This window comes from Parasulfuritortus cantonensis (genome assembly GCF_004337445.1).
GTDB lineage: Bacteria > Pseudomonadota > Gammaproteobacteria > Burkholderiales > Thiobacillaceae > Parasulfuritortus > Parasulfuritortus cantonensis.
Genome location: NZ_SJZB01000051.1, coordinates 35,302 through 56,682 on the forward strand (window position 1 = coordinate 35,302; position 21,381 = coordinate 56,682).

The window sequence follows — 21,381 nt, forward strand, 5'->3', positions numbered from 1 at the left end:
CGTGGCGCAGCCGCACCGGCAGTGCCGGGGGATCGGCTGCGGCCCGAGTCCGGGGCATGCAGCCGGCTGACCTCCATCGGCGCCTGGTCGCCGGTATCCCCGACCACATCGCCGTGGTCGGCTGCGATTACGTCTACCTGTGGGTCAACGACGCCTATCTGGCCGCCCACGGCCGCGCGCGCGCGGCCATCGAGGGCCACCACGTCACCGACCTGTTCGAGCCGGGGGTGTTCGAGGCGGTCATCAAGCCGCGCCTGGACCGCTGCTTCGCGGGTGCGGAAGTGCACTACGCGGACTGGTTCGCCTTCCCGGTCCTCGGGCGGCGCTACATGAACGTCATCTACACCCCCTATCGGCAGGACGCCGGTCCGGTTGCCGGCGCCATCGTCTGCGCCCGCGACGTGACCGATCAGCGCCTGGCGCAGGAGGCCCTGCTGGCGAGCGAGGCGAACTACCGCAACCTGTTCGAGAACATGCTGCACGGTTATGCCTATTGCCGCCTGCTCTACGACAACGGTCGCGCGGTTGACTATCGCTTCCTGGTCGTCAATCCGGCTTTCGAAAACCTGACCGGCCTGCGCGACGTGGTCGGCCACAAGGTGAGCCAGGTGATTCCGGGCTTCCTGGACAGCAACCCGGAGCTGTTCGCGGCCTACGACCGGGTCGCCCAGAGCGGCCAACCGGAGAAGTTCGAGACCTACGTGCCCGGGCTCGACCGCTGGTTCAGCGTTTCCGTCTATTGTCCGCAGCCCGAGCATGTCGTGATCGTCTTCGACAACGTCACCGACAGCCGGCGCACCCAGCGTGCCCTCGAGAACGAGCGCGAGCGGATCCGCCTGCTCCTGGACTCCATGGCCGAGGGCATGTACGGGGTCGACCAGGCCGGCGTCTGCACCTTCGTCAACAAGGCCGGCCTGGCCATGCTCGGCTACGACGACCCCGGCCAGGTCGTCGGCCACCCCATCCACCAGCTCATCCATCATCACCATGCCGACGGCCGCCCGTATCCGCCCGAGGCCTGCCGCGTCTACCAGGCCTACCGGCACGACGCGGGCGTGCACATCGACGACGAGGTGTTCTGGCGCCGCGACGGCAGCGCCTTTCCGGTCGAATACTGGTCCTATCCGCTGCGCCAGGACGGCCAGGTGATCGGCTCCGTGGTGACCTTCCTGGACATCAGCGAGCGCCGCCAGGGCGAAGCGCGCCTGTTCGAGGCGACCCAGATGCTCAAGGTGGTGATCGACACGGTCCCCCATTACGTTTTCTGGAAGGACCGGCAATCCCGTTTCCTGGGCGCCAACCGGGCGTTCGCCCGGCTCGCCGGCCTGGACGACCCCGCCGAACTGGTCGGCTGCGACGACTACCAGTTCCACTGGCGCGCCTATGCCGCGCTGTACCAGGCCGACGACGCCCAGGTGATGGCCAGCGAGACGGCCAAGCTGAACATCATCGAACCGATCGACCTCGAGGGCGAGACGCGCTGGCTGGAGACCAGCAAGGAGCCGTTGCGCGACCCGCGCGGCCAGGTGATCGGCGTGGTCGGCATCTTCCGGGACGTGACCGAGCGCATCCGTGCCGAGGAAAAGCTGCGCCAGGCCGCCAAGGTGTTCGAGAGCACCACCGAGGGGGTGATGATCACGGCGCTCGACGGCAAGGTCATCGCGGTCAACCAGGCCTTCACCGACATCACCGGCTACAGCGAAGCCGAGGTCCTGGGCGGCAACCCGCGCCAGCTCAAGTCGAGCCGCCACGAGGCGGACTTCTACCGCACCATGTGGCAGGAGATCCGGGACAAGGGGCTCTGGCAGGGCGAGATCTGGAACCGGCGCAAGAGCGGCGAGATCTACCCGGAGTGGCTGACCATCAACACGGTGCGCGACCAGGCCGGGCGGCCGATCAACTACGTCGGCGTGTTCTCGGACATCAGCGCGGTGAAGCAGACCGAGGCCAAGCTCAACTTCCTGGCCCACCACGACCCGCTCACCGAGCTGCCCAACCGGATGCTGTTCAACGACCGCCTCGAGCATGCCATCCAGCGCGCCAAGCGGGAGAGCGCACGGCTCGCCCTGCTGTTCATCGACCTGGACCAGTTCAAGCACGTCAACGACAGCCTGGGCCACCCGATCGGCGACAAGCTGCTCTGCCTGGTGGCGCAGGTGCTGAGCGCCAGCGTCCGCGCCGAGGACAGCGTCGCCCGCCTGGGCGGGGACGAGTTCGTGGTCCTGCTGGAAGGCATCGCCGACGTCGACTACGCCAGCGACGTGGCGCGCAAGATACTCGCCGCCCTGATCAAGCCGCATCGCCTGGATGGCCACGACCTCGTGGTCGGCGCCAGCATCGGCATCAGCGCCTACCCGGAGGACGGCGGCGACGCCGCCACCCTGCTGCGCAACGCCGACACGGCGATGTACCACTCCAAGGCCGAGGGCCGGAACACCTTCCGCTACTACAGCGCCGAGTTGACCCGCTCGGCGCGCGAGCGCCTCACCCTGGAGGGCGAGCTGCGCCAGGCCATCGAGCGCGGCGAGTTCGAGCTCCACTACCAGCCGCAGGTCGCGGTCGCCGACGGCGCCATCGTCGGGGTCGAGGCGCTGGTGCGCTGGCGCCACCGCGTCGGCGGGCTCATCTCGCCGGCGCGCTTCATTCCCCTGGCCGAGGAGACCGGCCTCATCGTGCCGCTCGGCGAGTGGGTCTTGCGGACCGCCTGCGCGCAATTCCAGGCCTGGCGGAACGACCCCAGCCTGTCGCCCTTCACCCTGGCGGTCAACCTGTCGCCGCGCCAGTTCCGCAACAAGGGCCTGGTCCAGCTGGTCCGCGCCATCCTGGAGGAGACCGGCATGCCGCCCCGGCAACTGGAGCTGGAGATCACCGAAGGGGCGGTCATGGAGCAGCCGGAGGCGGCGCGCAGCACCCTGTTGGCGTTGAAGTCGCTCGGCATCAAACTGGCCATCGACGACTTCGGTACCGGCTACTCCTCCCTGGCCTACCTGCGCCGCTTCCCGATCAACGTCCTGAAGATCGACCAGAGCTTCATGCGCGACATCCCGAACGACGTCGGCGCCAGCGAGATCGCCGCCACCATCATCGCCATGGCGCGCAACCTGAACCTGAAGGTACTCGCCGAGGGGGTGGAGACGGGCGACCAGCTCGCCTTCCTGATGGCGCGCGGCTGCGACTATTCGCAGGGCTATCTGCACAGCCGGCCGCTCGACGGGGACGCCTTCGCGGCCCTGTTGCGGGGTTCGCCGCGGCTGCGCACCTGAGCCGCCGGGCCGGGCTGAGTAGGAAAGCGGATTGCCTGTAGCGCAGGCAGGGGTTATAAAATCCAACCCGTCGTCGCAATCCACCAAGGGAGCGTTCAGCATGTCTAGGTTCAGCCCGGTATTCCTGTTGCCCGTCGTTCTGGCCGCCTGCCAAAGCGTGCCCGGTCCCGGCTGGTACAACCCGGACAAACCCCTGAGTGCCTTCGACTACGACTTCTATTCCTGCCGGATGATGGTCCTCCAGACCACCCCGCCGGCGGAGGCCCCGCTCGCCAACGCCGTCTATTCGCAGTGCTACATGTACGGCAACGTCCAGCAGTGCTGGCAGCAGCAGGCGCCCATCTACCCGAACCAGAACGCCAGCCCCGATCCGGCCTGGAACGCCAAGGTCGAGGGCCTGACCAACGAATGCCTGGCCCGCCAGGGCTGGACCCGGCGCGGCGGCGAGCCGGCGGCGGCCGGCGACGGCGCGGCCAAGTAGCGGCGGCGCGGGCCGCCGTCAGGCCCGGGTCAGCGCCTCGGTGAGCGGCGCGTAGAGGCCGGCCAGCACCTCGCCGTACCAGGGCACGAATTCAAGGGTGAGGAAGCCGAGCGAGAGGCTCAGGATGAGGGGCTGGATGTAACGCATGATCTTTCCTTTGCTAACGAGGTATTGGAAAGACCGTCACGCTGGAGTGGCGCCCGGTGGGCGCGCGAGTCCCGGCGGATGGCCGAGATCTCAGGCTGGGTGGCAACCCCGCTATCTGGCGTACCAGACCGGAAGCTTTGCGTCACCGCGTCGCCGCGGGTATGCCTTTGATCACGGCCCCAGGATAACCCGACAAAAATAGTCGGACAAGAAGTACAACTACTTGAAAACACGCGTTTTCATCGAAAACATTTCTATCGCTCCGATAGCCTGATGCTATGACGCGCCGGGAGCGCCGCGGGCGCCTGCCGGCGTCGGCTCCCGGCGCGGCGGACACATAGCCCTGCGCCCGGCCGGGGTGCCGCGATAGAATGCGCGCCATGCTGCGTCTCACCGAAATCAAGCTCCCCCTGGACCACCCGGACGCCGACCTGAAGGCGGCGATCCTGAAGAAGCTGGCCCTGCGCGATGCCGACCTGCTCGCCTACACGGTGTTCCGGCGCGGCTACGACGCGCGCAAGAAGGCCGACATCCATTTCGTCTACACCGTCGATTGCGAGTTGAAGGACGAGAAGGCGGTCTTGCAGCGCCTGCGCGACGACCGTCACGTCTCGGTGACGCCGGACATGCGCTACCGCTACGTCGCCCGGGCGCCGGACGGGCTGGCGGAACGCCCGGTGGTCATCGGCATGGGCCCGTGCGGCCTGTTCGCCGGCCTGATCCTGGCCCAGATGGGTTTCCGCCCCATCATCCTTGAACGCGGCAAGGCGGTGCGCGAGCGGACCCAGGATACCTGGGGCCTGTGGCGCAAGGGCAAGCTGAACCCCGAGTCCAACGTCCAGTTCGGCGAGGGCGGTGCCGGCACCTTCTCGGACGGCAAGCTGCACAGCCAGATCAAGGACCCCGGCTACCGCGGCCGCAAGGTCCTCACCGAGTTCGTCGAGGCCGGCGCGCCGGGCGAGATCGTTTGGGTCAGCAAGCCGCACATCGGCACCTTCAAGCTGGTCGGCATGGTCGAACGTATGCGCGCCAAGATCATCGCCCTGGGCGGCGAGGTACGCTTCCAGGCCCGGGTCGACGACTTCGAGATCGCGCGCGACGCGGAGGGCAACGGCCAGGTCACCGGCGTGCGGCTGGCGGCCCATGACGACCGTCCGGCCGAACGCATCGCGACCCGCCACGTCGTCCTCGCGGTCGGCCACAGCGCGCGCGACACCTTCTACAAGCTGTACGAGCGCGGCGTCCATATGGAGGCCAAGCCGTTCTCCATCGGCTTCCGGGTCGAGCATCCGCAGTCGCTCATCGACCAGGCCCGGTTCGGCAAGTTCGCCGGCCACCCGGCCCTGGGCGCGGCCGACTACAAGCTGGTCCACCATTGCGGCAACGGCCGCGCCGTCTACTCGTTCTGCATGTGCCCGGGCGGCACCGTGGTGGCCGCCACCTCCGAGGAAGGCCGCGTCGTCACCAACGGCATGAGCCAGTACTCGCGCAACGAGCGCAATGCGAATGCCGCCCTGGTGGTGGGCATCACGCCCGACGACTACCCGGGCCATCCGCTCGCCGGCATCGAGTTCCAGCGCCGCCTGGAGGAGGCTGCCTTCAAGGCCGGCGGCGGCACCTACGCGGCCCCGGCCCAGAAGGTCGGCGACTTCCTGGCCGGCCGGCCGTCCACCGACCTGGGCAGCGTGACGCCGTCCTACACCCCGGGCGTGCACCCGACCGACCTGGCCACCTGTCTGCCCGACTACGCGGTCGCCGCCATCCGCGAGGCCCTGGTCGCCTTCGGCAAACAGATCAGGGGCTTCGACATGGCCGATGCCCTGCTCACCGGCGTGGAGACGCGCACCTCGTCGCCGGTGCGGGTCACCCGCGAGCGCCAGAGCCTGCAGAGCCTGAACACCCGCGGCCTGTACCCGGGCGGCGAGGGGGCCGGCTACGCCGGCGGCATCCTGTCGGCCGCGGTGGATGGCATCGAGTTGGCCGAGGCGGTGGCGCTCGACATGGTCGCTGCCTCCGCCTGAGCGCGCGCCGTCGCGGCGGCCACCTCGGCGACGATCTCGCGCAGGTTGGCGCGGTAGTAGCGCCGCGCGACCTTTTCCAGGAGTTCCCGGCTGGCCGCCTCGTCGTGGCCGATGACCGCGTACAGCGGCGGCACCAGGTGCGCGAACAGGGTCACCAGGGCGGGCTCGAAGGCCCGGCCGGCGCCGTGCCGCAGCGTGGCCAGCGCGCTGTCGAGGTCGTAGGCGGGCTTGTACGGGCGCACCGAGGTGAGGGCGTCGAAGACGTCGGCGACGCTGAACACCCGGGCCACGAGCGGGATGGCGTCGCCCTTGAGGCCGAGGGGGTAGCCGCTGCCGTCGTAGCGCTCGTGGTGGCCGCCGACCACCACGGCGGCGTCGGCCAGCCAGGGCGCGCCGCGCAGGATGTCGAGGCCATGGTGGACGTGCTCCTGCATGGCGGCGAACTCGCCCGGGTCGAGCGGGCCCGGCTTGAGCAGGATGGCGTCGCGGATGCCGATCTTGCCGACGTCGTGCAGGAAGGCGCCCTTGATCAGGCCGCGGATGGCGCGGTCGTCCAGGCCCGCCGCCTCGGCCAGGAGCACGGCGTACAGGGTGACCCGGTAGTTGTGCGCCTCGGTGTCGCTGTCGCGCTTGGCGATGGCGCTGCCGAGCACCTTGACGGTGTCGACGTTGGCGGCCAGCAGGCCGAGCGACAGTTCGCCCAGGCGCCCGACCAGGCCGCGGAGGATCGGGTAGATGAAGAGCGCGGTGACCAGCACCAGCACCACGGCCACGAGCGCGGCGCGGCGGGCCGAGCGGAACAGCTCCGCCTCGGCCGCCGGCGACAGGACGAAGATGCCGTTGATGTAGCCGACGGTGCGGCCCTGCCCGTCGGCGACGGCCATGGCGAAGGGCAGGGCGGGGCGCTGGCCGAGCCCGAGCGTGCCGCCCAGGACCAGGCCATGGCCGGGAAAGCGGAAACCCTGGCGGGCATAGGCGGCGGCCAGGGCCACGGCGTCCGGCTGGCTGCGGTCGATGCCGCGGGCGACTTCGCGCCGGCTGGCGTCGAAAAAGGCGGCGAACACGAAGCGGCCCATGTCGCTGCGCGGCGGGTCGTGCAGGAGGGCGTCGATGGCGGCCTGCACCGGTGGCGCGGCGGCGCTGCCGACCCCGGCCCCGACCTGGCGGTCGACCTCCAGGCGCAGCAGTTCGGCGCCGAAGCGCAGCGTCTCGGCGAAGCGGCTGTCGAGTTGCCGGCTTTCGTTGACGAACGCCCCGGCGCCCAGCACCGTGGCCAGGACCACCGCGGCCAGGGCGAGCCGGCGGATGAGGGCGCGCCGTATCGAGCGGGCCGGCTCGAGCACGTGCGGGCGGGCGGCGAAGATCCCCTCAGAGCTTGACCGAGAGGCTGAAGGCACCGAATTGGTCATGGCCATCCTGGCTGCGGAATTCCCGCGTCCGGTGGACGTGGGTGTAGGTGAGGCGGACAGCGTCCCAATCCAGGACGATGCCGTATTGCAGGTCGCCGACCAGGGTCTTGCGGTCGACGCGCCGGCTGTGCCGGAAGCTGTTGCCGTCGAGGAAGATGTTGCGCGCCACCGCCCGGCCCTCGAGGCCGGCGAACAGGTACCAGCTGAAGCCCGGCGCCGGCACGAATTCGCCCGAGCCGAGCAGGCCGGGCTGGATGCGCGGCGGCCCGAAGTCGTCCGGCAGGCGCTTGCCCAAGCGCACGGTCAGGCCGGCGTCGGCGTAGGTGAACACGTTGCCCAGCGCGGCCCCGAATTGCGGCGTCAGGTCCAGGTGCAGACCGGCCGCCGGGGTGGCCGCCAGGGCGCGCTGGCTGCGCAGGTAGGTGAGGACGAAGCCCGGCTCGTTGCCGATCTGGGTGTCCCAGCCCTGCGGTTCGTCGGCGCCGATCAGCTTGTGCACCAGGGTCTGGCTCTGCTCGGCGAGCGAGGCCGGGCCGACCATGCCGACGCTCAGCGCGCACAGGTCGAGGCGGCCGCGGTTCGCCGTGCCCAGGCCGAAGGTGCCGTACAGCCAGCCGGCGTAGGGGCGGTCGCGCCGGCTCGGGTCGGCGACCGTGATGTCGCCCGGAGTGAACATGCTCTGGCCGAAGGCGTAGCCGTGCCGCACCGTGCCCTGTTCCGGGAACCAGGGCAGCAGGTGCGCCAGGCGGACCGCCCAATCCGGGGTCGCCACGCGCCGGTCGGGGACCCAGACGAAGCCGACGCCGTTGGTGTAGTGGCGGTCGACGTCGTAGAAGAGATCGTTTTCCAGCACCACGCTGAGGGTGCCGGCCGGCTCCGCTTCGGCGGCGGCGGCCAAAGGCGCGGCGGTGGCCAGGAGCAGCAGGGCCAGGAGTCCGGGTGCGCGCGTCACGGTCGCCATTCCTTGCCGGTCAGGGCGGTGGCCGGGGGCCGTCCAGGTCGGCCAGGAAGCGCCGGTATTCGGCGTTGCCGCGCAGCAGTTCGCGCCCGGCCGCGATGAGGGCATCGACCTGCTCCGCGGTCAGGGTGAAGCTGGTCGGGATGTCGTTGAAGAACTGCCGCCGGGCCGGTGTGGCGATGCTGTCGAAGCCGACGTCGACCAGGTAGGCGCTGACCGGGCGTTGCGGCGTCGAGAGCGCCGCCGACCAGCGCCGGAGACCGTCCTGGACCAGTTCCAGGGTGGCGGCGTTGTAGAGGTGCAGCTGGACGTCGGTGACCGCCGCGACGGTCTGCTCGATGCTCGGCGTTTGGTTGCTCTGCTCCAGGGCGGAGGCGGTGTCGGTGGCGGCGTTGACCGAGATCACCACCACCCGGGCCGCCGGCTGGCGGCCGAGCCTGAACAGCAGCGCCTGGGCGCCGCCGGCGATCTCGGTGAAGTCGTACAGGGCGCGCAGGCCGAGGTTGTCGGTGATGCCGCCGTCGACCAGGTGGATGTAGCGGCGCCGGTCCTTGTCCTGGTAGCTCTTCAGGCCGTCCACCACCTGGGCCATCTGGGGCGACCGTTGCGCGGCCTGCTCGGCGGCGTCCAGCCAGCCTTCGCCGGACGGCCGGCAGCCCGGGTAGTTCTCCAGCACCACCGGATTGAACAGTACCGGTACGGCGGACGAGGCGGTCACCGCCCGGGCGACCGGGAAGGCGGACAGGTCGGAACAGAGGAGGTCGAAATACTCCTGCAGGAAGGAGAAGCGCACGCCGCCGCCGAGGTCGGAGGCGTTGATGACGATCAGCGGCCCGGGCTGGCGCTGCAGGTCGCCGAAGGTGGCGCCCTTGAACACGCTGTCCTCGTAGAACTCGACCGCCGTCTCCGTGCGCGCCCGCTTGGAGAACCAGGTCGCCGGGTTGAAGACGCTGTGCACCAGCTCGCCGCCGATGTCGCGGCGCAGGAAGGCCGGTTCGAAGTCGGCGAACATGGCATCGCCGCGCAGGCCGTAGTAGGCGGCCGTGAAGCTGCCGCCGGAGACCGCGCTGATGACGTCGACCTCGTCGAGCAGGCGGTGCGGCCGGCCGTCGATGCGCACCACGGTGTCGCGCAACTCCTCCAATACCCCGTAGGCGAGCGCGGCGGCGCGGGTGCCGCCGCCCGAGAAGGCGAGCAGCAGGGTGACGTCGTCCGAGCGGCCGCCGGTCGGATGGCTGCCCAGGGTGTAGCGCGCCGCCCCGGCGACGGCGCCGGGCCGGTTGGCGATGTCGCCGTAGGTGGCGCAGCCGGCCAGGAGCAGGAGCGCGAGGGCCGCCAGGCCGGCGGGCCGGAGGCGCGCGAGCGGGTTCGCCTTCATGCCATGGTCGCCAGGGTTTTCCGGAACCGGGCCAGGGACAGGCCGAACAGGACGCTGCCGATGACGGCCAGGGCGGCGAACTGCGGCCACACCACGGCGAATCCGGCGCCGCGGTACAGGATGGCCTGGGCGAGCATGACGTAGTGGGTGTTGGGCGCCGCCAGCATGATGTCCTGGACGCCGGCCGGCATGCTCTCGCGCGGCGTGAAGCTGCCCGAGAGCACCTGCAGGGGCAGCAGGATCAGCATCAGCAGCAGGCCGAACTGGGGCATGGAGCGGGCCACCGTGCCGAGGTAGATGCCCAACGCCGTGGTGGCGAACAGCTGCATCGCGGTGCCCGCCAGGAACAGCAGCACCGAGCCCTGCACCGGTACCCGCAGGATGCCCTCGACCACCACCACCAGGGCGAACGCCGAGGCGGCCAGCACCACCAGGCCCATGGACCAGACCTTGGCCATCATGATCTCGAACGGCGTCACCGGCATCACCAGCAGGTGTTCGACCGTGCCGTGCTCGCGTTCCCGGATCAGCGCGGCGCCGGCCAGGATGATGGACAGCAGGGTGACCTGGTTGATCACCTCCATCACCGAGCCGAACCAGACCCGGTTCAACTCGGGGTTGAAGCGCGAGCGCAGGTCGAGATTCACCGGCGAAGTCGGCGTCTGCAGCTGATGGCCGCCGGCGAACTTGCCGACCTCGGTGAGGATGATGGCCTGGATGTCGCCGGCGCCGGCGAAGGCCTGGGACATGCGCGTGGCGTCGACGTTGAGCTGGACGGTGGGCTGCCGGTGCGCCAGGACGTCGCGCTGGAAGTCGGGCGGGATGTCGAGCGCGAAGGTGTCCAGGCCCGAATCCATGCGCGCGTCCATCTCGGCCTGGTCGATCAGGTGCGGGGGCTGGAAGTAGGGCAGGGCGAAGCCGTCGACGAGACGTTCCGAGAGCGGCGAGCGGTCCTCGTCGACGATGGCGATGGGCGCCTTCTGCAGGGTCTCCGGCATGACCGTGGCGGCCGTGTAGATGGCGACCGTGAAGGAGTAGCCGATCAGCACCAGCATGATCGGGTCGCGTACCAGGCTGCGCAGCTCCTTGATGCCCAGATTGCCAATGTTGGCCAGGCGCATGTCAGCGCTCCTGCTTGCGGAGCAGCGCCACGCCGAGGGCGATGAGGACGGGCGCGGCGATGGCGAGCGGGACGATGGCGGACTGCAGGTCGGCGAAGCCGAGCGCCTTGGAGAAGGCGCCGCGGGAGATGACCGTGAAGTAGGTGGTCGGGTAGATCTCGCCAATCCAGCGGCCGACGCCTTCCAGCGAGGACACCGGGTTGAGCAGCCCGGAGAACTGCACCGCCGGCAGGATGGTGAGCACGGCGGCGGCGAACATGGCGGCCACCTGGCTGCGCGTGAAGGCCGACACCAGCAGGCCGATGGCGGTCGCGCTGCTGACGTAGAGGAGGGCCGATACGGTCAGGGTGAGGAAGCTGCCGGTGATCGGGACCCGGAACACCCACAGGGCGAGGGCGACCAGGAGCAGGAAGTTGACCATGGCCATGCCGATGTAGGGCAGCTGCTTGCCGATCAGGAATTCGGTCCGGGTCACCGGCGTGACGTACAGGTTGACGATGGAGCCGAGCTCCTTCTCGCGCACCACCGCCAGGGCGGTGAGCATGGCCGGGATCAGCATCAGGAGCAGGGGGATCACGGCCGGCACCATGGCCGGCAGGCTCTTGACGTCCGGGTTGTAGCGGTAGCGCACGTCGATGTTGACCAGGCCGGCCAGGGCGGCGGCACCGTACAGTTCGCGCCCGCGCGTCTGCAGCCACTGGTTGTGGATGCCCTGGACGTAGCCGCGCAGGGTCTCGGCCCGGGTCGGCATGGCGCCGTCGACCCAGGCGCCGACCGAGACCTGGTCGCCGCGCGCGACGTCGCGCGCGAAGCCGGGCGGGATCTCGACCGCCAGGCTGATCTCGCCCGCGCGCATGCGCCGGTCCAGGTCGGCGTAGTCGCGGATGGCCGGCCGCTCGACGAAATAGCGCGAACCTTCCAGGTTGAGCACGTAGTCCCGGCTCAGGGTGGTCTGGTCGCGGTCGAGCACCGCGAAGCTCAGGTTCTCGACGTCCAGGTTGATGCCGTAGCCCATCACGATCATCAGGATCACGCTGCCCACCAGGGACAGCGCCAGGCGGATCGGGTCGCGGCTGAGTTCCAGCGCCTCGCGGTGCATGTAGCTGAACATGCGGCGCAGGCTGAAGCCGCCGTGCGGCGCGCTCGTGGCGCCGGCCGCCGTTTCCTCGGGCAGGGCCGCGTCCTCGGCGGGCGCGGCGTCGGCGCCGGCGACTTCCTCCAGGTGGCTGATGAAGGCCGCCTCCAGCGAGTCGGCGGCGCGCCCGGCGACGATGGCGGCCGGAGTGTCGCTGACCAGCACCCGGCCGGCGTGCATGAGCGAGATGCGGTCGCAGCGTTCGGCCTCGTTCATGAAGTGGGTGGAGATGAAGATGGTGACCTTGTCCTGGCGCGACAGGCCGATCAGGATGCGCCAGAAGGCATCGCGCGCGACCGGGTCGACCCCGGAGGTCGGCTCGTCCAGGATCAGCATCTCCGGGCCGTGGATCATCGCCACCGCCAGGGACAGGCGCTGGCGTACGCCCAGGGGCAGGGCGTCGGGCAGTTCGTCCATGACGTGGTCGAGGTCGAATTTCTGCGCCATCTCGGCCACCCGGGCCGGGATGCGGGCCGGCTCCAGGCGGAACAGGCGGGCGTGCAACTCGAGGTTCTGGCGCACGCTGAGCTCGCTGTAGAGGGAGAACGACTGGCTCATGTAGCCGACCCGGCGCCGGGTCTCGATGTCCCGGGCGTCGACCGGCTTGCCGAACAGCCAGGCTTCGCCCTCGCTGGCCGCGAGCAGGCCGGTGAGCATCTTCATGGTGGTGGTCTTGCCGCAGCCGTTGGAGCCGAGGAAGCCGAATATCTCGCCCCGGCCGATGCGGAAGCTGACCCGGTCGACGGCGACGAAATCGCCGAAGCGCATGGTCAGGGCGCGCGCCTCGATGGCCGCCTCGCCGTCGCCGTCCTTGCCGCGCGGGAGGATCTCGACCGGCCGGTAGCCGGCCCGTTCCGCCTCCGGCAGGAGCGAGATGAAGGCGGCTTCCAGGCTGCCGGTCCCGGTCCGGGCCAGCAGCTCGTCCGGCGTGCCGGTGGCCAGGACGTGGCCGCTGTTCATGGCCACCAGCCAGTCGAAGCGGGCCGCCTCCTCCATGTAGGCGGTGGCGACCAGCACGCTCATGCCCGGCCGGCGCGCCCGGATACGGTCGATCAGCTCCCAGAACTGGCGCCGGGAGAGCGGGTCGACCCCGGTCGTGGGCTCGTCCAGGATGAGCAGGTCGGGGTCGTGGATCAGGGCGCAGCACAGCCCCAGCTTCTGCTTCATGCCGCCCGACAGCTTGCCGGCCGGGCGCCCGGCGAAGGGGGCCAGGCCGGTGGCGCGCAGCAGGTCGTCGATGCGGCGCCGGCGTTCGGCCCGGTCCTGGCCGAACAGGCGGGCGAAGAACTCGACGTTCTCGAATACCGACAGGGTGGGGTACAGGTTCTTGCCCAGGCCCTGCGGCATGTAGGCCACGCGCGGGCAGACCGCGCGCCGGTGGCGGGCGTCGGCCATGTCGCCGCCGAGCACCTCGATGCGGCCCGCCTGGATGGCCCGGGCCCCGGCCACCAGCGAGAACAGGCTCGACTTGCCGACCCCGTCCGGACCGATCAGGCCGACCATGCGGCCGGCCGGCAGGTCCAGGTCGATGGCGTCCAGGGCCCGGGTCCTGCCGTAGCGCAGGCCGACCCCCTGCAGGCGGACTGCCGACGCGGTGGCGGGCTCGGGCGAGGTCATTGCGGCAAGGGCTTCAGCGCCAGGCGGTCAGGCCAGGGCACGGTCTTGTCGACGCGCACGTAGGCCATGCCGGGCAGGCCGGTCTTGACCCGCATGATGTGCTGCTTGAGGAGCGCCGGGTCGATCCGGGCCTTGACCCGGAACATCAGCTTTTCCCGCTCCACGGCGGTCTCCACCGTCTTGGGCGTGAACTGGGCGACGTCGGCGACGTAGGACACCCGGGCCGGGACGACGTACTGCGGCGCGGCGTCGAGCACCAGGTGCACCTCGTCGCCCAGGGCCAGCTTGCCGGCCGCGGCGGTGGGCAGGAAGAAGGTCATGTAGACGTCGGACAGGTCGACCATGTTGAGGACCCGGCCGCCGGCACCGATCACCTCGCCGGGCTGGACGACCCGGTACTGGACGCGGCCGTCGCGCGGCGCCTTCAGCGTGGCGTCGTCGAGGTCGGCGCGGATGCGGGCGACGCTGGCGCGTGCGGCGGCCACCGTCGAGCCGGCCCCGGTCACCTGCGCCTCTGCCGTGGTGATGGCCGCCTCGGTGGCGGCCACCTGGGCGCGCGCGGCGCTCACCGCCGCGGTCGCGCTCTCGACCCGGGCGTTGTCGTCGTCGGCCTCCTGCTGCGAGCTGGCGCCTTCCTTGGCCAGGGTGGACGAGCGCGCCTGGCGCTTGTGCGCCACCTCCAGCTCGGCCTGGCGCTGGGCCAGCACGGCCAGCATGGCGGCCTTCTCGGCCCGGCGCTGGCCGAGCTGGCTCTGGGCGATGGCGACGCTGCTCTCGGCCTGGCGGAGCTGGGCCTCGGCCTGGTTCAACTGGGCGTCGAGCGACTCCGTGTCCATGGCCGCCACCACTTCGCCGGCCTTGACGAAGTCGCCTTCGCCGACCCGTATCTCCTTGACCCGGCCGGGGAACTTGCTGGCGATGTCGATCTCGGTCGCCTCGATGCGGCCGTTGCCGCTGGCCAGGCCGGCGTCGGCGCCGTTGCCGCGGTACTTCAGCCAGGCGAAGCCGGCGAGGGCGCCGAGCAGCGCGACCAGGAGGCCGCGCACGAGCCAGGTCTTGACCGTGTTGTTCATGATCTTGCGTCCTTGTCGGAGACGGGTTGGGTGACCGGCGCGCCGGTGTCGTCGGGGCCGCCGCCGAGGGCGGCGTACAGATTCACGGTGCTGGCCAGGAGGGCGCGCCGGGCCTGGACCAGGGCCTGTTCGGCGGCGAACTGGGCGCGTTCGGCGTCGAGCACCTCCAGGAACGAGGTGGCGCCGGCGTCGTAGCGCAGGCGGGCCAGGCGCAGGCGTTCGCCCTGGGTGGCGACGATGGCGCGCTGCACGTCGACCTGGCGCGCCAGCCAGCGGCGGTCGGCGAGGGCGTCGGCGACCTCCCGGAAGGCGCCCTGGACGGTGCGCTCGTAGTCGGCCACCGCCAGGTTCTCGCGCGCCTCGGCCAGGCTCAGGTTGGCGCGCAGGCGGCCGCCGTCGAACAGGGGCAGGGACAGGCTGGGCACGAACAGCCAGGCCCGGGTGTCGGCGCCGAACAGGCCGTCCAGTTCGCTGCTCGCGCTGCCCAGGCCGCCGAGCAGGGCGATGCGCGGGAAGAAGGCGGCCCGGGCGGCGCCGATGTTGGCGTTGGCGGCCTTGAGCCGGTGTTCGGCGGCGAGCACGTCGGGGCGGTCGAGCAGCACCTCGGAAGGCAGGCCGGGCACGATGTCGGGCACGAAGCCGGGCTCGACCGCCGCCAGGGGCACCGATTCCTTGGCCAGCGGGGCGCCGACCAGGAGGACCAGGGCGTTGTCGGCGCGCTCCTTCTGTTGTTCCAGGGTGGCCAGTTCGGCACGCGCCTGGTCGCGCAGTATCTCGGCCTGGCTGGCGTCGAGCCGGGAGGTCGAGCCGACCTCGTAGCGCCGCTTCATGATGCGCCAGGACTCCTCGCGCGTGGCCAGGGTGCGGTGGCCGTCGACCAGGCGCTCGTCGAGGTCGCGCGCCAGCAGGTAGGTGTTGGCGATCTGCGCCACCAGGCTGGTGCGTACCGCGCGCCGGGCCTCGACGCTGGCCAGGTAGGACTCCAGGGCGGCCGCCTTGAGGTCGCGCACGCGGCCCCAGAAGTCCAGTTCCCAGGTGCTCAGCGTGAGGCCGGCGGTATACGAGGTGACGTTCATGTCGGCGCCGGTGAGGGACATCTCGCCGGGCAGGTGCGCGCGCGCCGCGGACAGGCCGGCGCCGATGTTGGGCAACTGGTCGGCCCGGCGGATGCCGTACAGGGCACGCGCCTCCTCGATGCGCTGCATGGCGGCGCGCAGGTCGCGGTTGTTGGCCATGGCCAGGTGGAGCAGGCGCTGCAGGCCCGGGTCGGCGAAGAAGCGCGGCCATTCCAGTTGGCCGGCGGCCAGGGCGGCCGGCGTCGCCGCCGAGCCGCGGCTGTCGAAAGTCTCCGCCACCGGCGCGGCCGGGCGCTGGTAGGGCGGGGCCAGCGAGCAGCCGGCCAGGGCGGCGAGGAGCAGGGCGGCCGCGCGCAGGTGCCGGACCGGAACGGAGTGGGCGCAGGGCGTGGTCATGATTCGGCTCCGAACATCGTCTCCAGCAGTTCGTCGAGATGCCGGGCGATGTGCTCCGGCTCCGCGTGTTCCGGCTTCCAGCCGGGCAGGAAACGGGCCATCACCTGGGTCTCGAGGTGGAACATCGCCATCCCGGTGAGCGACAGGGCCAGCAGGTTGGCGTCCCGGTCCGGTGCCAGGTCCCGCAGGAGGCGGGTCAGGGCCTGCATGGGCGGGGCGAACAGTTGCTCGACGAGCAGCTTGCGGCGGGCCGCATCGCCGTCGATGCGCTCGCGCTGCAGGAGCAGGAGCAGTTCCGGGTCGCGGGTCAGGTCTTCGACCACGCTGGCGAGAAAACGCTTCAGCCGGTCGCTGAAGGCGTGTTCCATCACGGCCATGTACAGGCTCTGCTTGTCCGGGAAATGGTAGTAGAGGGCGGCCGCCTGGATGCCCACGGCGGCGGCGATCTCGCGCATGGTGACGCCGTCGTAGCCGCGTTGGGCGAACATCGGCATGGAAACCCTGAGTATCTCGTCGCGGGTGGCTTTGCGCGGATTGGCTAGGCTCATGGTAGTCGGTTCGGTGCGTTTACTTAACGTTAGTTAAATATCCGGCTCCGTCAAGTGACCCTGGCCGCCGTCGGGTTGTCGCCCCGTCGGCCGCCGTTGTCGGTTTTGCTACAACCCGGTACCGCCTCAATGGACTGAAATACAAGGCTATTTGCCGTGGCATGGCGTTTGCGATGGTTCCCACATCATCGTCATCCCGTTATGGACCCCGCCATGGCCGAGATCATCAAGCGCAGCAAAGCACTCGCGGTCAACCCGCTCAAGGTGAGCCAGCCGGTCGGCGCCTCGCTGGCCTTCCTGGGCATCCACCGGGCCATCCCCATGATGCACGGCTCGCAGGGCTGCACGGCCTTCGCCAAGGTGTTCTTCGTGCGCCACTTCCGGGAGCCGATCCCGCTCCAGACCACCGCCATGGACCAGGGCTCGACCGTCATGGGCGCGGACGAGAACGTCATCGTCGGCCTCAAGACCATCGCCGAGAAGAACGCGCCGGCCCTGATCGGCCTGCCCACCACCGGCCTGTCGGAGACCGAGGGCACCGACATCCAGCGCCTGGTGAAGGAATTCCGCAGCCAGTACCCCGAATACGACGGCATCCCGGTGGTGCCGGTGAACACCCCCGATTTCACGGGCTGCCTGGAGTCCGGCTTCGCCCTGGCGGTCAAGGCCATCGTCGAATACGTCGTTCCCGCCGACACCAGCCGGGTCGGCAAGCGCAAGAAGCAGGTCAACGTCCTGGCCGGCGCGCACCTGACCCCGGGCGATCTGGAGCACGTCCTCGACCTGGTCGAGGCCTTCGGCCTGCGCGCGGTGCTGCTGCCGGACGTGTCCGGTTCCCTGGACGGCCACCTCACCGACGCCGATTTCAGCCCGCTGACCGTGGGCGGCACCACCGTGAGCGACATCGAGGCGATGGGCGAATCGGTCGCCACCCTGGTGCTCGGCCACGCCCTCTGCCCCGCCGCCGACCTGCTCAAGGAACGCACCGGCGTGCCGGACTGGCGCTTCGCCAGCCTGATGGGCCTGGACAACGTCGACGCCTTCGTCGCCGCCCTGGCCGAGATCAGCGGCCAGCCGGTGCCGGAGAAGATCGAACGCCAGCGCGCCCAACTGCAGGACGCCATGGTGGATACCCATTTCATGCTCGGCTTCGCCCGCGTCGCCATCGCCGCCGACCCGGACCTGCTGTACGGCTTGGCCGACCTGGTCGCCGGCATGGGCTGCGAGGTGACCGCCGCGGTGGCGCCGTCCAAGTCGGCGATCCTCGAGGCGGTGCCGACCGCCGAGGTCAAGCTGGGCGACCTCCAGGACCTGGAGAAGTCGATCAAGGAACACGGCGCCGACCTCATCCTGTGCAACTCCCACGCCGCCGAAACCGCGCAGCGCCTCGGCCTGCCCCTGATCCGGGCCGGCTTCCCGCAGTACGACCTGATGGGCGGCTACCAGAAGCAGTGGGTCGGCTACCGGGGCACCCGGCAGACCCTGTTCGACCTCGCCAACACCCTGGTCGAGCACGGCCACCACGAGATCGAGCCCTACCGTTCCATCTACGCCGAACCGGCGGAGGAAGGCCATGCGGCACCTGAAACTCGTCCACTCCACTGAGGCGGCACCGGCCATGAGCGTGAAGATCGCCTTCGCCAGCGCCGACCGCAAGACGGTCGACCAGCACTTCGGCGCCGCCGAGGCCTTCGTGATCTACGAGCTGTCCGAAAACGACGCCCGCCTGATCGAGGCGGTGCAGTTCCACGACAGCGACGTCGCCATGGACGGCCACGAAGGCAAGCTGGCGGCCAAGATCGCCCTCCTGGGCGACTGCGCCGCGGTCTACTGCAACGCCGTCGGCGGCTCCGCCATCAAGCAGCTCCTGGCCGCCGGCGTGCAACCCATGAAGGTGCCCGAGGGCACGCCGGTCGACGAGTTGCTGTGCGGCCTCAACCAGGCCATGCTGAGCGATCCGCCGGTCTGGATGGCCAAGCGTCTGAAGACCGCCGCCGCCGACCGCTTCGAGGCCATGGACGCCGAAGGATGGTCGGAATGATGAGCCTGGCCGCGCGCGAATTGCGCCGCCGGCACTGGGCCGCCGATGTCCGGGGCCGGGCGCCCGACGAGGCCGGGATCGCGCTGCCCCGGTTCGCCCTGCGCCTGCTCCGGGCTACCGGCTTCCGCCTCGACGGGTTGCGGCCGTGATCGAGACCCGCGTCCGCGTCCTCCGCCAGGCCGACGGCGTCAGCTTCGTCGAGGCCACCGAACACAACGGCTGCGGTGCCTGCGCCAGCCAGGAGAGCTGCGGCATCTCCGGCCTGGGCCGCTTCTTCAGCCGTCGCCATCAGCCCGTGCCGCTCGCCTGCGGCGACCTGCGGCCCGGCCAGGAGGTCACCGTCGCGGTGGCCGAGGCCGACCTGCTCAAGGTCGGGCTCTGGGCCTACCTGCTGCCGGTGACCCTGGCGGTCACCGCGGCCGCCGCGGCGGCCGGCCTGGGCGACGCCGGCGCTGCCGCCGGTGCCGGCCTCGGCCTCGCCGCCGGCCTGCTCCTTGCCCGCCGCTTTGCCGGCACCCCGAAGATTTCCATTACCTCCGGAGAACAACCATGACGGAAACCGTCGAACTCGACCCGATCCTGACCACCGATTTCATCAAGGAGATGGCCAAGCAGATGCGCGCCATCGACAGCTACGGCACCTACGACGGCTGGACCGACGACAAGGTCCTGGCCCCGTTCATCATGACCAAGGAACAGCGCCGCCAGATCCCGGTCATCGGCGACCCGGACGAGGAGACCCTGTCGCGCGTGAAGTGCTTCTACAACGCCATCGCCGTGATGATCGAGAAGGAATGCGGCCACATGGCGGTGCCCCTGGTCAACATCACCCACGAGGGCTTCGGGCGCGCCCTGATCACGGTCGGCAAGCTGGTGGTGATGGACCGCACCGTGCGCGACGTGCACCGCTTCAGCTTCGACAGCCTGTCGAAGATGAAGGACGAGGCCGACAAGCTGCTTTCGGTCGCGGTCGAGATCATCGGCAAGTATTCCGAAGTGGCCGGGCTGTAAGGAGGCGCGACATGACCGAGGACGAACTCAAGGACCTCGACAAGGAGGTCAAGAAACTCAAGCGCCAGGCCAGCGAATGGGCCTCGCAGCTGCACGACCTGGTCGAGGACCGGCTGCCGGCCGGCTACCAGGAAATCCCGGGCATCGCCCAATCCACTTACGACGCCTGCAAGGCCTGGGCCGACGCCAACGCCCGCCTGGCGGCCGCGCAGAAAGGTTAATCGAGACATGGACGCCTACACCGCACTGACCCGGGGCGGCTCGCCCTGGACCCCCGAATTCGTGGTTTCCCTCAACCAGAAGACCTGCATCGGCTGCGGCCGCTGCTACAAGGTCTGCCCGCGCGACGTGCTGTCCCTGGAGGACCGCGACGAGGAGGACATGGACGAGGACATGGACGAGGACCAGATGAGCGTCATGACCATCAAGAACGCCATGGACTGCATCGGCTGCGGCGCCTGCGGCCGGGTCTGCCCGAAGAACTGCTACACCCACTCGGCCATGCCGGTGGGTGCCTGAGGAGATAGGCCATGCCGAGACCGCAGAAACACGTGTTCGTCTGCTCGCAAACGCGCCCGCCCGGCCACCCGCGCGGCTCCTGCGCGGAAAAGGGCTGCCGCGACGTGCTCGACGAGTTCTACTTCCAGTTCCAGCAGCGCCAGTGCTTCGACACCGTCGCCATCACCGCGACCGGCTGCCTGGGGCCGTGCAGCACCGGCACCAACGTGCTGGTCTACCCGGAAGGGATCATGTACGGCAACGTCACCAAGGACGACGTCGCGGCGATCTTCGACGAGCACCTGCTCGGCGGTACCCCGGTCGAACGGCTGAAGGTCCCGGCCGACCTCTGGTAATGGCCGGCCAGTTCCCACCCGACGTCGAGGCCTCGGTCGCCCGCCTGGTCGACGCCCTGCGCGGCGAGGCGATCAAGTTCGTCAGCGCCGACAAGCTGCCCGACATCCGGGCCGCCTCGCTGGTCCTCGAACGGGTGGTCGACCCGGCCAACGGCCTGCCCGGCTACGACGGCGTCTGGCGCAACGCGCTCAACGAGCGGGTCGGCCGGGTGACCATCAACAGCGACGGCAGCTTCTTCGCCGAGTACGACCTGTGCGTGCGCCACCCGCGCCGCCCGGAATGGTTCATCGAGGCGGTCACCGCCTGGGGACGCGGCGACCAGGTCAAGGCGGAGGCGCGTCTGCTGGCCATGCTATGACCGCCCTGCCCGACGACCTGCGTCTGCTCCTGGTGCACAAGCAGCGCACCAGCGCCCGGCTGCGCTTCCTGATCTTTCCGCATGGCGTCTGTGCCTTCAAACCCCTGCCCGCCCTGTCGGTGGTCGAGGAAGAGGGCGAGGGCGAGCCCGAGGTGGCCTACCATCCGAACGGCTGGTTGCGCCGGACCGAACAGGCCCTCGCGCTGGCGCCCGGCAGCCTGAAGGCGGAGCCGGAATTCCACGCCACCGTGCAGACCCCGGGCGGGCCGATCAGCATCCAGTTGGCCGAGCTGGACACCGTCGATCCGCCCTTCGCCGTGGCCGAAGCGGTCGGTGGCCGTTTCGTCGCCATCACCGAGGCGCGCGGTTGCACGCCCGTGGAGATGGAACTGCTGCGCCGCGCCTATACCGCCATGCTCGGCTGAGGGCGCGCGACCCCTGCCCAAACCGGTCCCTTTTCGGCTACCTTGAGATGACTTGGACATCGACCGGA

22 protein-coding genes and 1 riboswitch are annotated in these 21,381 nt (G+C 70.1%); of the genes, 13 read left to right on the forward strand and 9 right to left on the reverse strand.

The window, feature by feature from the left end; all coding sequences use genetic code 11:
- The first annotated feature begins 56 nt into the window (after positions 1 to 56).
- On the forward strand, positions 57 to 3,263 hold the full coding sequence (locus EZJ19_RS14705) for a sensor domain-containing protein (RefSeq protein ID WP_131448904.1): 3,207 nt from the start codon (positions 57 to 59) through the stop codon (positions 3,261 to 3,263).
- Between the two features lie 100 nt (positions 3,264 to 3,363).
- Positions 3,364 to 3,744: a hypothetical protein gene (locus EZJ19_RS14710; RefSeq protein WP_131448906.1), complete on the forward strand. Its 381-nt coding sequence runs from the start codon at positions 3,364 to 3,366 to the stop codon at positions 3,742 to 3,744.
- A gap of 18 nt (positions 3,745 to 3,762) precedes the next feature.
- Here the strand turns inward: EZJ19_RS14710 and EZJ19_RS16660 are convergent, their stop codons facing one another.
- Positions 3,763 to 3,891: a hypothetical protein gene (locus tag EZJ19_RS16660; protein WP_276320119.1), complete on the reverse strand. Its 129-nt coding sequence runs from the start codon at positions 3,889 to 3,891 to the stop codon at positions 3,763 to 3,765.
- Between the two features lie 98 nt (positions 3,892 to 3,989).
- Positions 3,990 to 4,067, reverse strand: a riboswitch (cyclic di-GMP riboswitch).
- Between the two features lie 204 nt (positions 4,068 to 4,271).
- Between EZJ19_RS16660 and EZJ19_RS14715 the strand changes: the two genes are divergently transcribed.
- Complete coding sequence (locus EZJ19_RS14715) at positions 4,272 to 5,912, forward strand: NAD(P)/FAD-dependent oxidoreductase (RefSeq protein ID WP_131448908.1); 1,641 nt, start codon at positions 4,272 to 4,274, stop codon at positions 5,910 to 5,912.
- On the opposite strand, the gene EZJ19_RS14720 is transcribed toward EZJ19_RS14715, so the two are convergent.
- Genes EZJ19_RS14720 through EZJ19_RS14755 form a run of 8 tightly spaced genes read right to left on the reverse strand, consistent with a single transcriptional unit; the run spans position 5,825 to position 16,623 of the window.
- A complete protein-coding gene (locus EZJ19_RS14720; protein ID WP_165873592.1) occupies positions 5,825 to 7,321 on the reverse strand; it encodes an HD-GYP domain-containing protein in 1,497 nt (498 codons plus the stop codon). The two genes, EZJ19_RS14715 and EZJ19_RS14720, sit on opposite strands and share 88 nt — an antisense overlap.
- A complete protein-coding gene (locus EZJ19_RS14725) occupies positions 7,281 to 8,273 on the reverse strand; it encodes a lipid A deacylase LpxR family protein (protein ID WP_240754795.1) in 993 nt (330 codons plus the stop codon). The genes EZJ19_RS14720 and EZJ19_RS14725 overlap by 41 nt, the downstream gene beginning before the upstream one ends.
- A 19-nt stretch (positions 8,274 to 8,292) precedes the next feature.
- Positions 8,293 to 9,657: a patatin-like phospholipase family protein gene (locus EZJ19_RS14730; RefSeq protein ID WP_131448914.1), complete on the reverse strand. Its 1,365-nt coding sequence runs from the start codon at positions 9,655 to 9,657 to the stop codon at positions 8,293 to 8,295.
- Positions 9,654 to 10,778: an ABC transporter permease gene (locus EZJ19_RS14735; protein WP_131448916.1), complete on the reverse strand. Its 1,125-nt coding sequence runs from the start codon at positions 10,776 to 10,778 to the stop codon at positions 9,654 to 9,656. The genes EZJ19_RS14730 and EZJ19_RS14735 overlap by 4 nt, the downstream gene beginning before the upstream one ends.
- A 1-nt stretch (position 10,779) precedes the next feature.
- A complete protein-coding gene (gene rbbA, locus EZJ19_RS14740) occupies positions 10,780 to 13,530 on the reverse strand; it encodes a ribosome-associated ATPase/putative transporter RbbA (RefSeq protein ID WP_131448918.1) in 2,751 nt (916 codons plus the stop codon).
- A complete protein-coding gene (locus tag EZJ19_RS14745; protein WP_131448920.1) occupies positions 13,527 to 14,603 on the reverse strand; it encodes an HlyD family secretion protein in 1,077 nt (358 codons plus the stop codon). Before EZJ19_RS14745 ends, rbbA begins: the two co-directional genes overlap by 4 nt.
- Positions 14,600 to 16,075 (reverse strand): efflux transporter outer membrane subunit, encoded by a 1,476-nt coding sequence (locus EZJ19_RS14750; protein WP_131448922.1) that lies wholly within the window; start codon positions 16,073 to 16,075, stop codon positions 14,600 to 14,602. Before EZJ19_RS14750 ends, EZJ19_RS14745 begins: the two co-directional genes overlap by 4 nt.
- Complete coding sequence (locus EZJ19_RS14755; RefSeq protein ID WP_131448924.1) at positions 16,072 to 16,623, reverse strand: TetR/AcrR family transcriptional regulator; 552 nt, start codon at positions 16,621 to 16,623, stop codon at positions 16,072 to 16,074. The genes EZJ19_RS14750 and EZJ19_RS14755 overlap by 4 nt, the downstream gene beginning before the upstream one ends.
- A 213-nt stretch (positions 16,624 to 16,836) precedes the next feature.
- Here EZJ19_RS14755 and nifN point away from each other — a divergent pair, with 213 nt between their 5' ends.
- Genes nifN through EZJ19_RS14800 form a run of 10 tightly spaced genes read left to right on the forward strand, consistent with a single transcriptional unit; the run spans position 16,837 to position 21,313 of the window.
- On the forward strand, positions 16,837 to 18,228 hold the full coding sequence (nifN, locus tag EZJ19_RS14760; protein ID WP_131448926.1) for a nitrogenase iron-molybdenum cofactor biosynthesis protein NifN: 1,392 nt from the start codon (positions 16,837 to 16,839) through the stop codon (positions 18,226 to 18,228).
- Positions 18,197 to 18,664 carry a NifB/NifX family molybdenum-iron cluster-binding protein gene (locus EZJ19_RS14765; protein WP_240754796.1) on the forward strand — a complete coding sequence of 156 codons (468 nt, stop codon included), beginning with the start codon at positions 18,197 to 18,199 and terminating at the stop codon, positions 18,662 to 18,664. The genes nifN and EZJ19_RS14765 overlap by 32 nt, the downstream gene beginning before the upstream one ends.
- Positions 18,661 to 18,813: a hypothetical protein gene (locus EZJ19_RS15950; RefSeq protein ID WP_165873593.1), complete on the forward strand. Its 153-nt coding sequence runs from the start codon at positions 18,661 to 18,663 to the stop codon at positions 18,811 to 18,813. The genes EZJ19_RS14765 and EZJ19_RS15950 overlap by 4 nt, the downstream gene beginning before the upstream one ends.
- Positions 18,810 to 19,217, forward strand: a complete 408-nt coding sequence (locus EZJ19_RS14770) for a SoxR reducing system RseC family protein (protein ID WP_165873594.1) — start codon at positions 18,810 to 18,812, stop codon at positions 19,215 to 19,217. The genes EZJ19_RS15950 and EZJ19_RS14770 overlap by 4 nt, the downstream gene beginning before the upstream one ends.
- Positions 19,214 to 19,675 (forward strand): NifX-associated nitrogen fixation protein, encoded by a 462-nt coding sequence (locus EZJ19_RS14775; RefSeq protein WP_131448930.1) that lies wholly within the window; start codon positions 19,214 to 19,216, stop codon positions 19,673 to 19,675. Before EZJ19_RS14770 ends, EZJ19_RS14775 begins: the two co-directional genes overlap by 4 nt.
- An 11-nt stretch (positions 19,676 to 19,686) precedes the next feature.
- On the forward strand, positions 19,687 to 19,896 hold the full coding sequence (locus EZJ19_RS14780; protein ID WP_131448932.1) for a CCE_0567 family metalloprotein: 210 nt from the start codon (positions 19,687 to 19,689) through the stop codon (positions 19,894 to 19,896).
- Positions 19,897 to 19,903: 7 nt separating this feature from the next.
- Positions 19,904 to 20,194 (forward strand): ferredoxin III, nif-specific, encoded by a 291-nt coding sequence (fdxB, locus tag EZJ19_RS14785; protein WP_131448934.1) that lies wholly within the window; start codon positions 19,904 to 19,906, stop codon positions 20,192 to 20,194.
- Positions 20,195 to 20,205: 11 nt separating this feature from the next.
- The gene (locus EZJ19_RS14790; RefSeq protein ID WP_131448936.1) at positions 20,206 to 20,529 is read left to right on the forward strand and encodes a (2Fe-2S) ferredoxin domain-containing protein; all 324 of its coding nucleotides are present in this window, start codon (positions 20,206 to 20,208) and stop codon (positions 20,527 to 20,529) included.
- Positions 20,529 to 20,888: a hypothetical protein gene (locus tag EZJ19_RS14795; RefSeq protein WP_131448938.1), complete on the forward strand. Its 360-nt coding sequence runs from the start codon at positions 20,529 to 20,531 to the stop codon at positions 20,886 to 20,888. Before EZJ19_RS14790 ends, EZJ19_RS14795 begins: the two co-directional genes overlap by 1 nt.
- Positions 20,885 to 21,313, forward strand: coding sequence for a hypothetical protein (locus tag EZJ19_RS14800; protein ID WP_131448940.1), 429 nt, complete (start codon positions 20,885 to 20,887; stop codon positions 21,311 to 21,313). Before EZJ19_RS14795 ends, EZJ19_RS14800 begins: the two co-directional genes overlap by 4 nt.
- The last annotated feature ends 68 nt before the right edge of the window (positions 21,314 to 21,381 follow it).

Excerpts from the sequence above, each read along its gene's own strand:
- EZJ19_RS14705 (WP_131448904.1), top strand. The coding sequence starts at position 57 with ATGCAGCCGGCTGACCTCCATCGGCGCCTGGTCGCCGGTATCCCCGAC.
- EZJ19_RS14710 (WP_131448906.1), top strand. The coding sequence starts at position 3,364 with ATGTCTAGGTTCAGCCCGGTATTCCTGTTGCCCGTCGTTCTGGCCGCC.
- EZJ19_RS16660 (WP_276320119.1), bottom strand. The coding sequence starts at position 3,891 with ATGCGTTACATCCAGCCCCTCATCCTGAGCCTCTCGCTCGGCTTCCTC.
- EZJ19_RS14715 (WP_131448908.1), top strand. The coding sequence starts at position 4,272 with ATGCTGCGTCTCACCGAAATCAAGCTCCCCCTGGACCACCCGGACGCC.
- EZJ19_RS14720 (WP_165873592.1), bottom strand. The coding sequence starts at position 7,321 with ATGACCAATTCGGTGCCTTCAGCCTCTCGGTCAAGCTCTGAGGGGATC.
- EZJ19_RS14730 (WP_131448914.1), bottom strand. The coding sequence starts at position 9,657 with ATGAAGGCGAACCCGCTCGCGCGCCTCCGGCCCGCCGGCCTGGCGGCC.
- EZJ19_RS14735 (WP_131448916.1), bottom strand. The coding sequence starts at position 10,778 with ATGCGCCTGGCCAACATTGGCAATCTGGGCATCAAGGAGCTGCGCAGC.
- rbbA (WP_131448918.1), bottom strand. The coding sequence starts at position 13,530 with ATGACCTCGCCCGAGCCCGCCACCGCGTCGGCAGTCCGCCTGCAGGGG.
- EZJ19_RS14745 (WP_131448920.1), bottom strand. The coding sequence starts at position 14,603 with ATGAACAACACGGTCAAGACCTGGCTCGTGCGCGGCCTCCTGGTCGCG.
- EZJ19_RS14750 (WP_131448922.1), bottom strand. The coding sequence starts at position 16,075 with ATGACCACGCCCTGCGCCCACTCCGTTCCGGTCCGGCACCTGCGCGCG.
- EZJ19_RS14755 (WP_131448924.1), bottom strand. The coding sequence starts at position 16,623 with ATGAGCCTAGCCAATCCGCGCAAAGCCACCCGCGACGAGATACTCAGG.
- nifN (WP_131448926.1), top strand. The coding sequence starts at position 16,837 with ATGGCCGAGATCATCAAGCGCAGCAAAGCACTCGCGGTCAACCCGCTC.
- EZJ19_RS14765 (WP_240754796.1), top strand. The coding sequence starts at position 18,197 with ATGCGGCACCTGAAACTCGTCCACTCCACTGAGGCGGCACCGGCCATG.
- EZJ19_RS15950 (WP_165873593.1), top strand. The coding sequence starts at position 18,661 with ATGATGAGCCTGGCCGCGCGCGAATTGCGCCGCCGGCACTGGGCCGCC.
- EZJ19_RS14775 (WP_131448930.1), top strand. The coding sequence starts at position 19,214 with ATGACGGAAACCGTCGAACTCGACCCGATCCTGACCACCGATTTCATC.
- EZJ19_RS14780 (WP_131448932.1), top strand. The coding sequence starts at position 19,687 with ATGACCGAGGACGAACTCAAGGACCTCGACAAGGAGGTCAAGAAACTC.
- fdxB (WP_131448934.1), top strand. The coding sequence starts at position 19,904 with ATGGACGCCTACACCGCACTGACCCGGGGCGGCTCGCCCTGGACCCCC.
- EZJ19_RS14790 (WP_131448936.1), top strand. The coding sequence starts at position 20,206 with ATGCCGAGACCGCAGAAACACGTGTTCGTCTGCTCGCAAACGCGCCCG.
- EZJ19_RS14795 (WP_131448938.1), top strand. The coding sequence starts at position 20,529 with ATGGCCGGCCAGTTCCCACCCGACGTCGAGGCCTCGGTCGCCCGCCTG.
- EZJ19_RS14800 (WP_131448940.1), top strand. The coding sequence starts at position 20,885 with ATGACCGCCCTGCCCGACGACCTGCGTCTGCTCCTGGTGCACAAGCAG.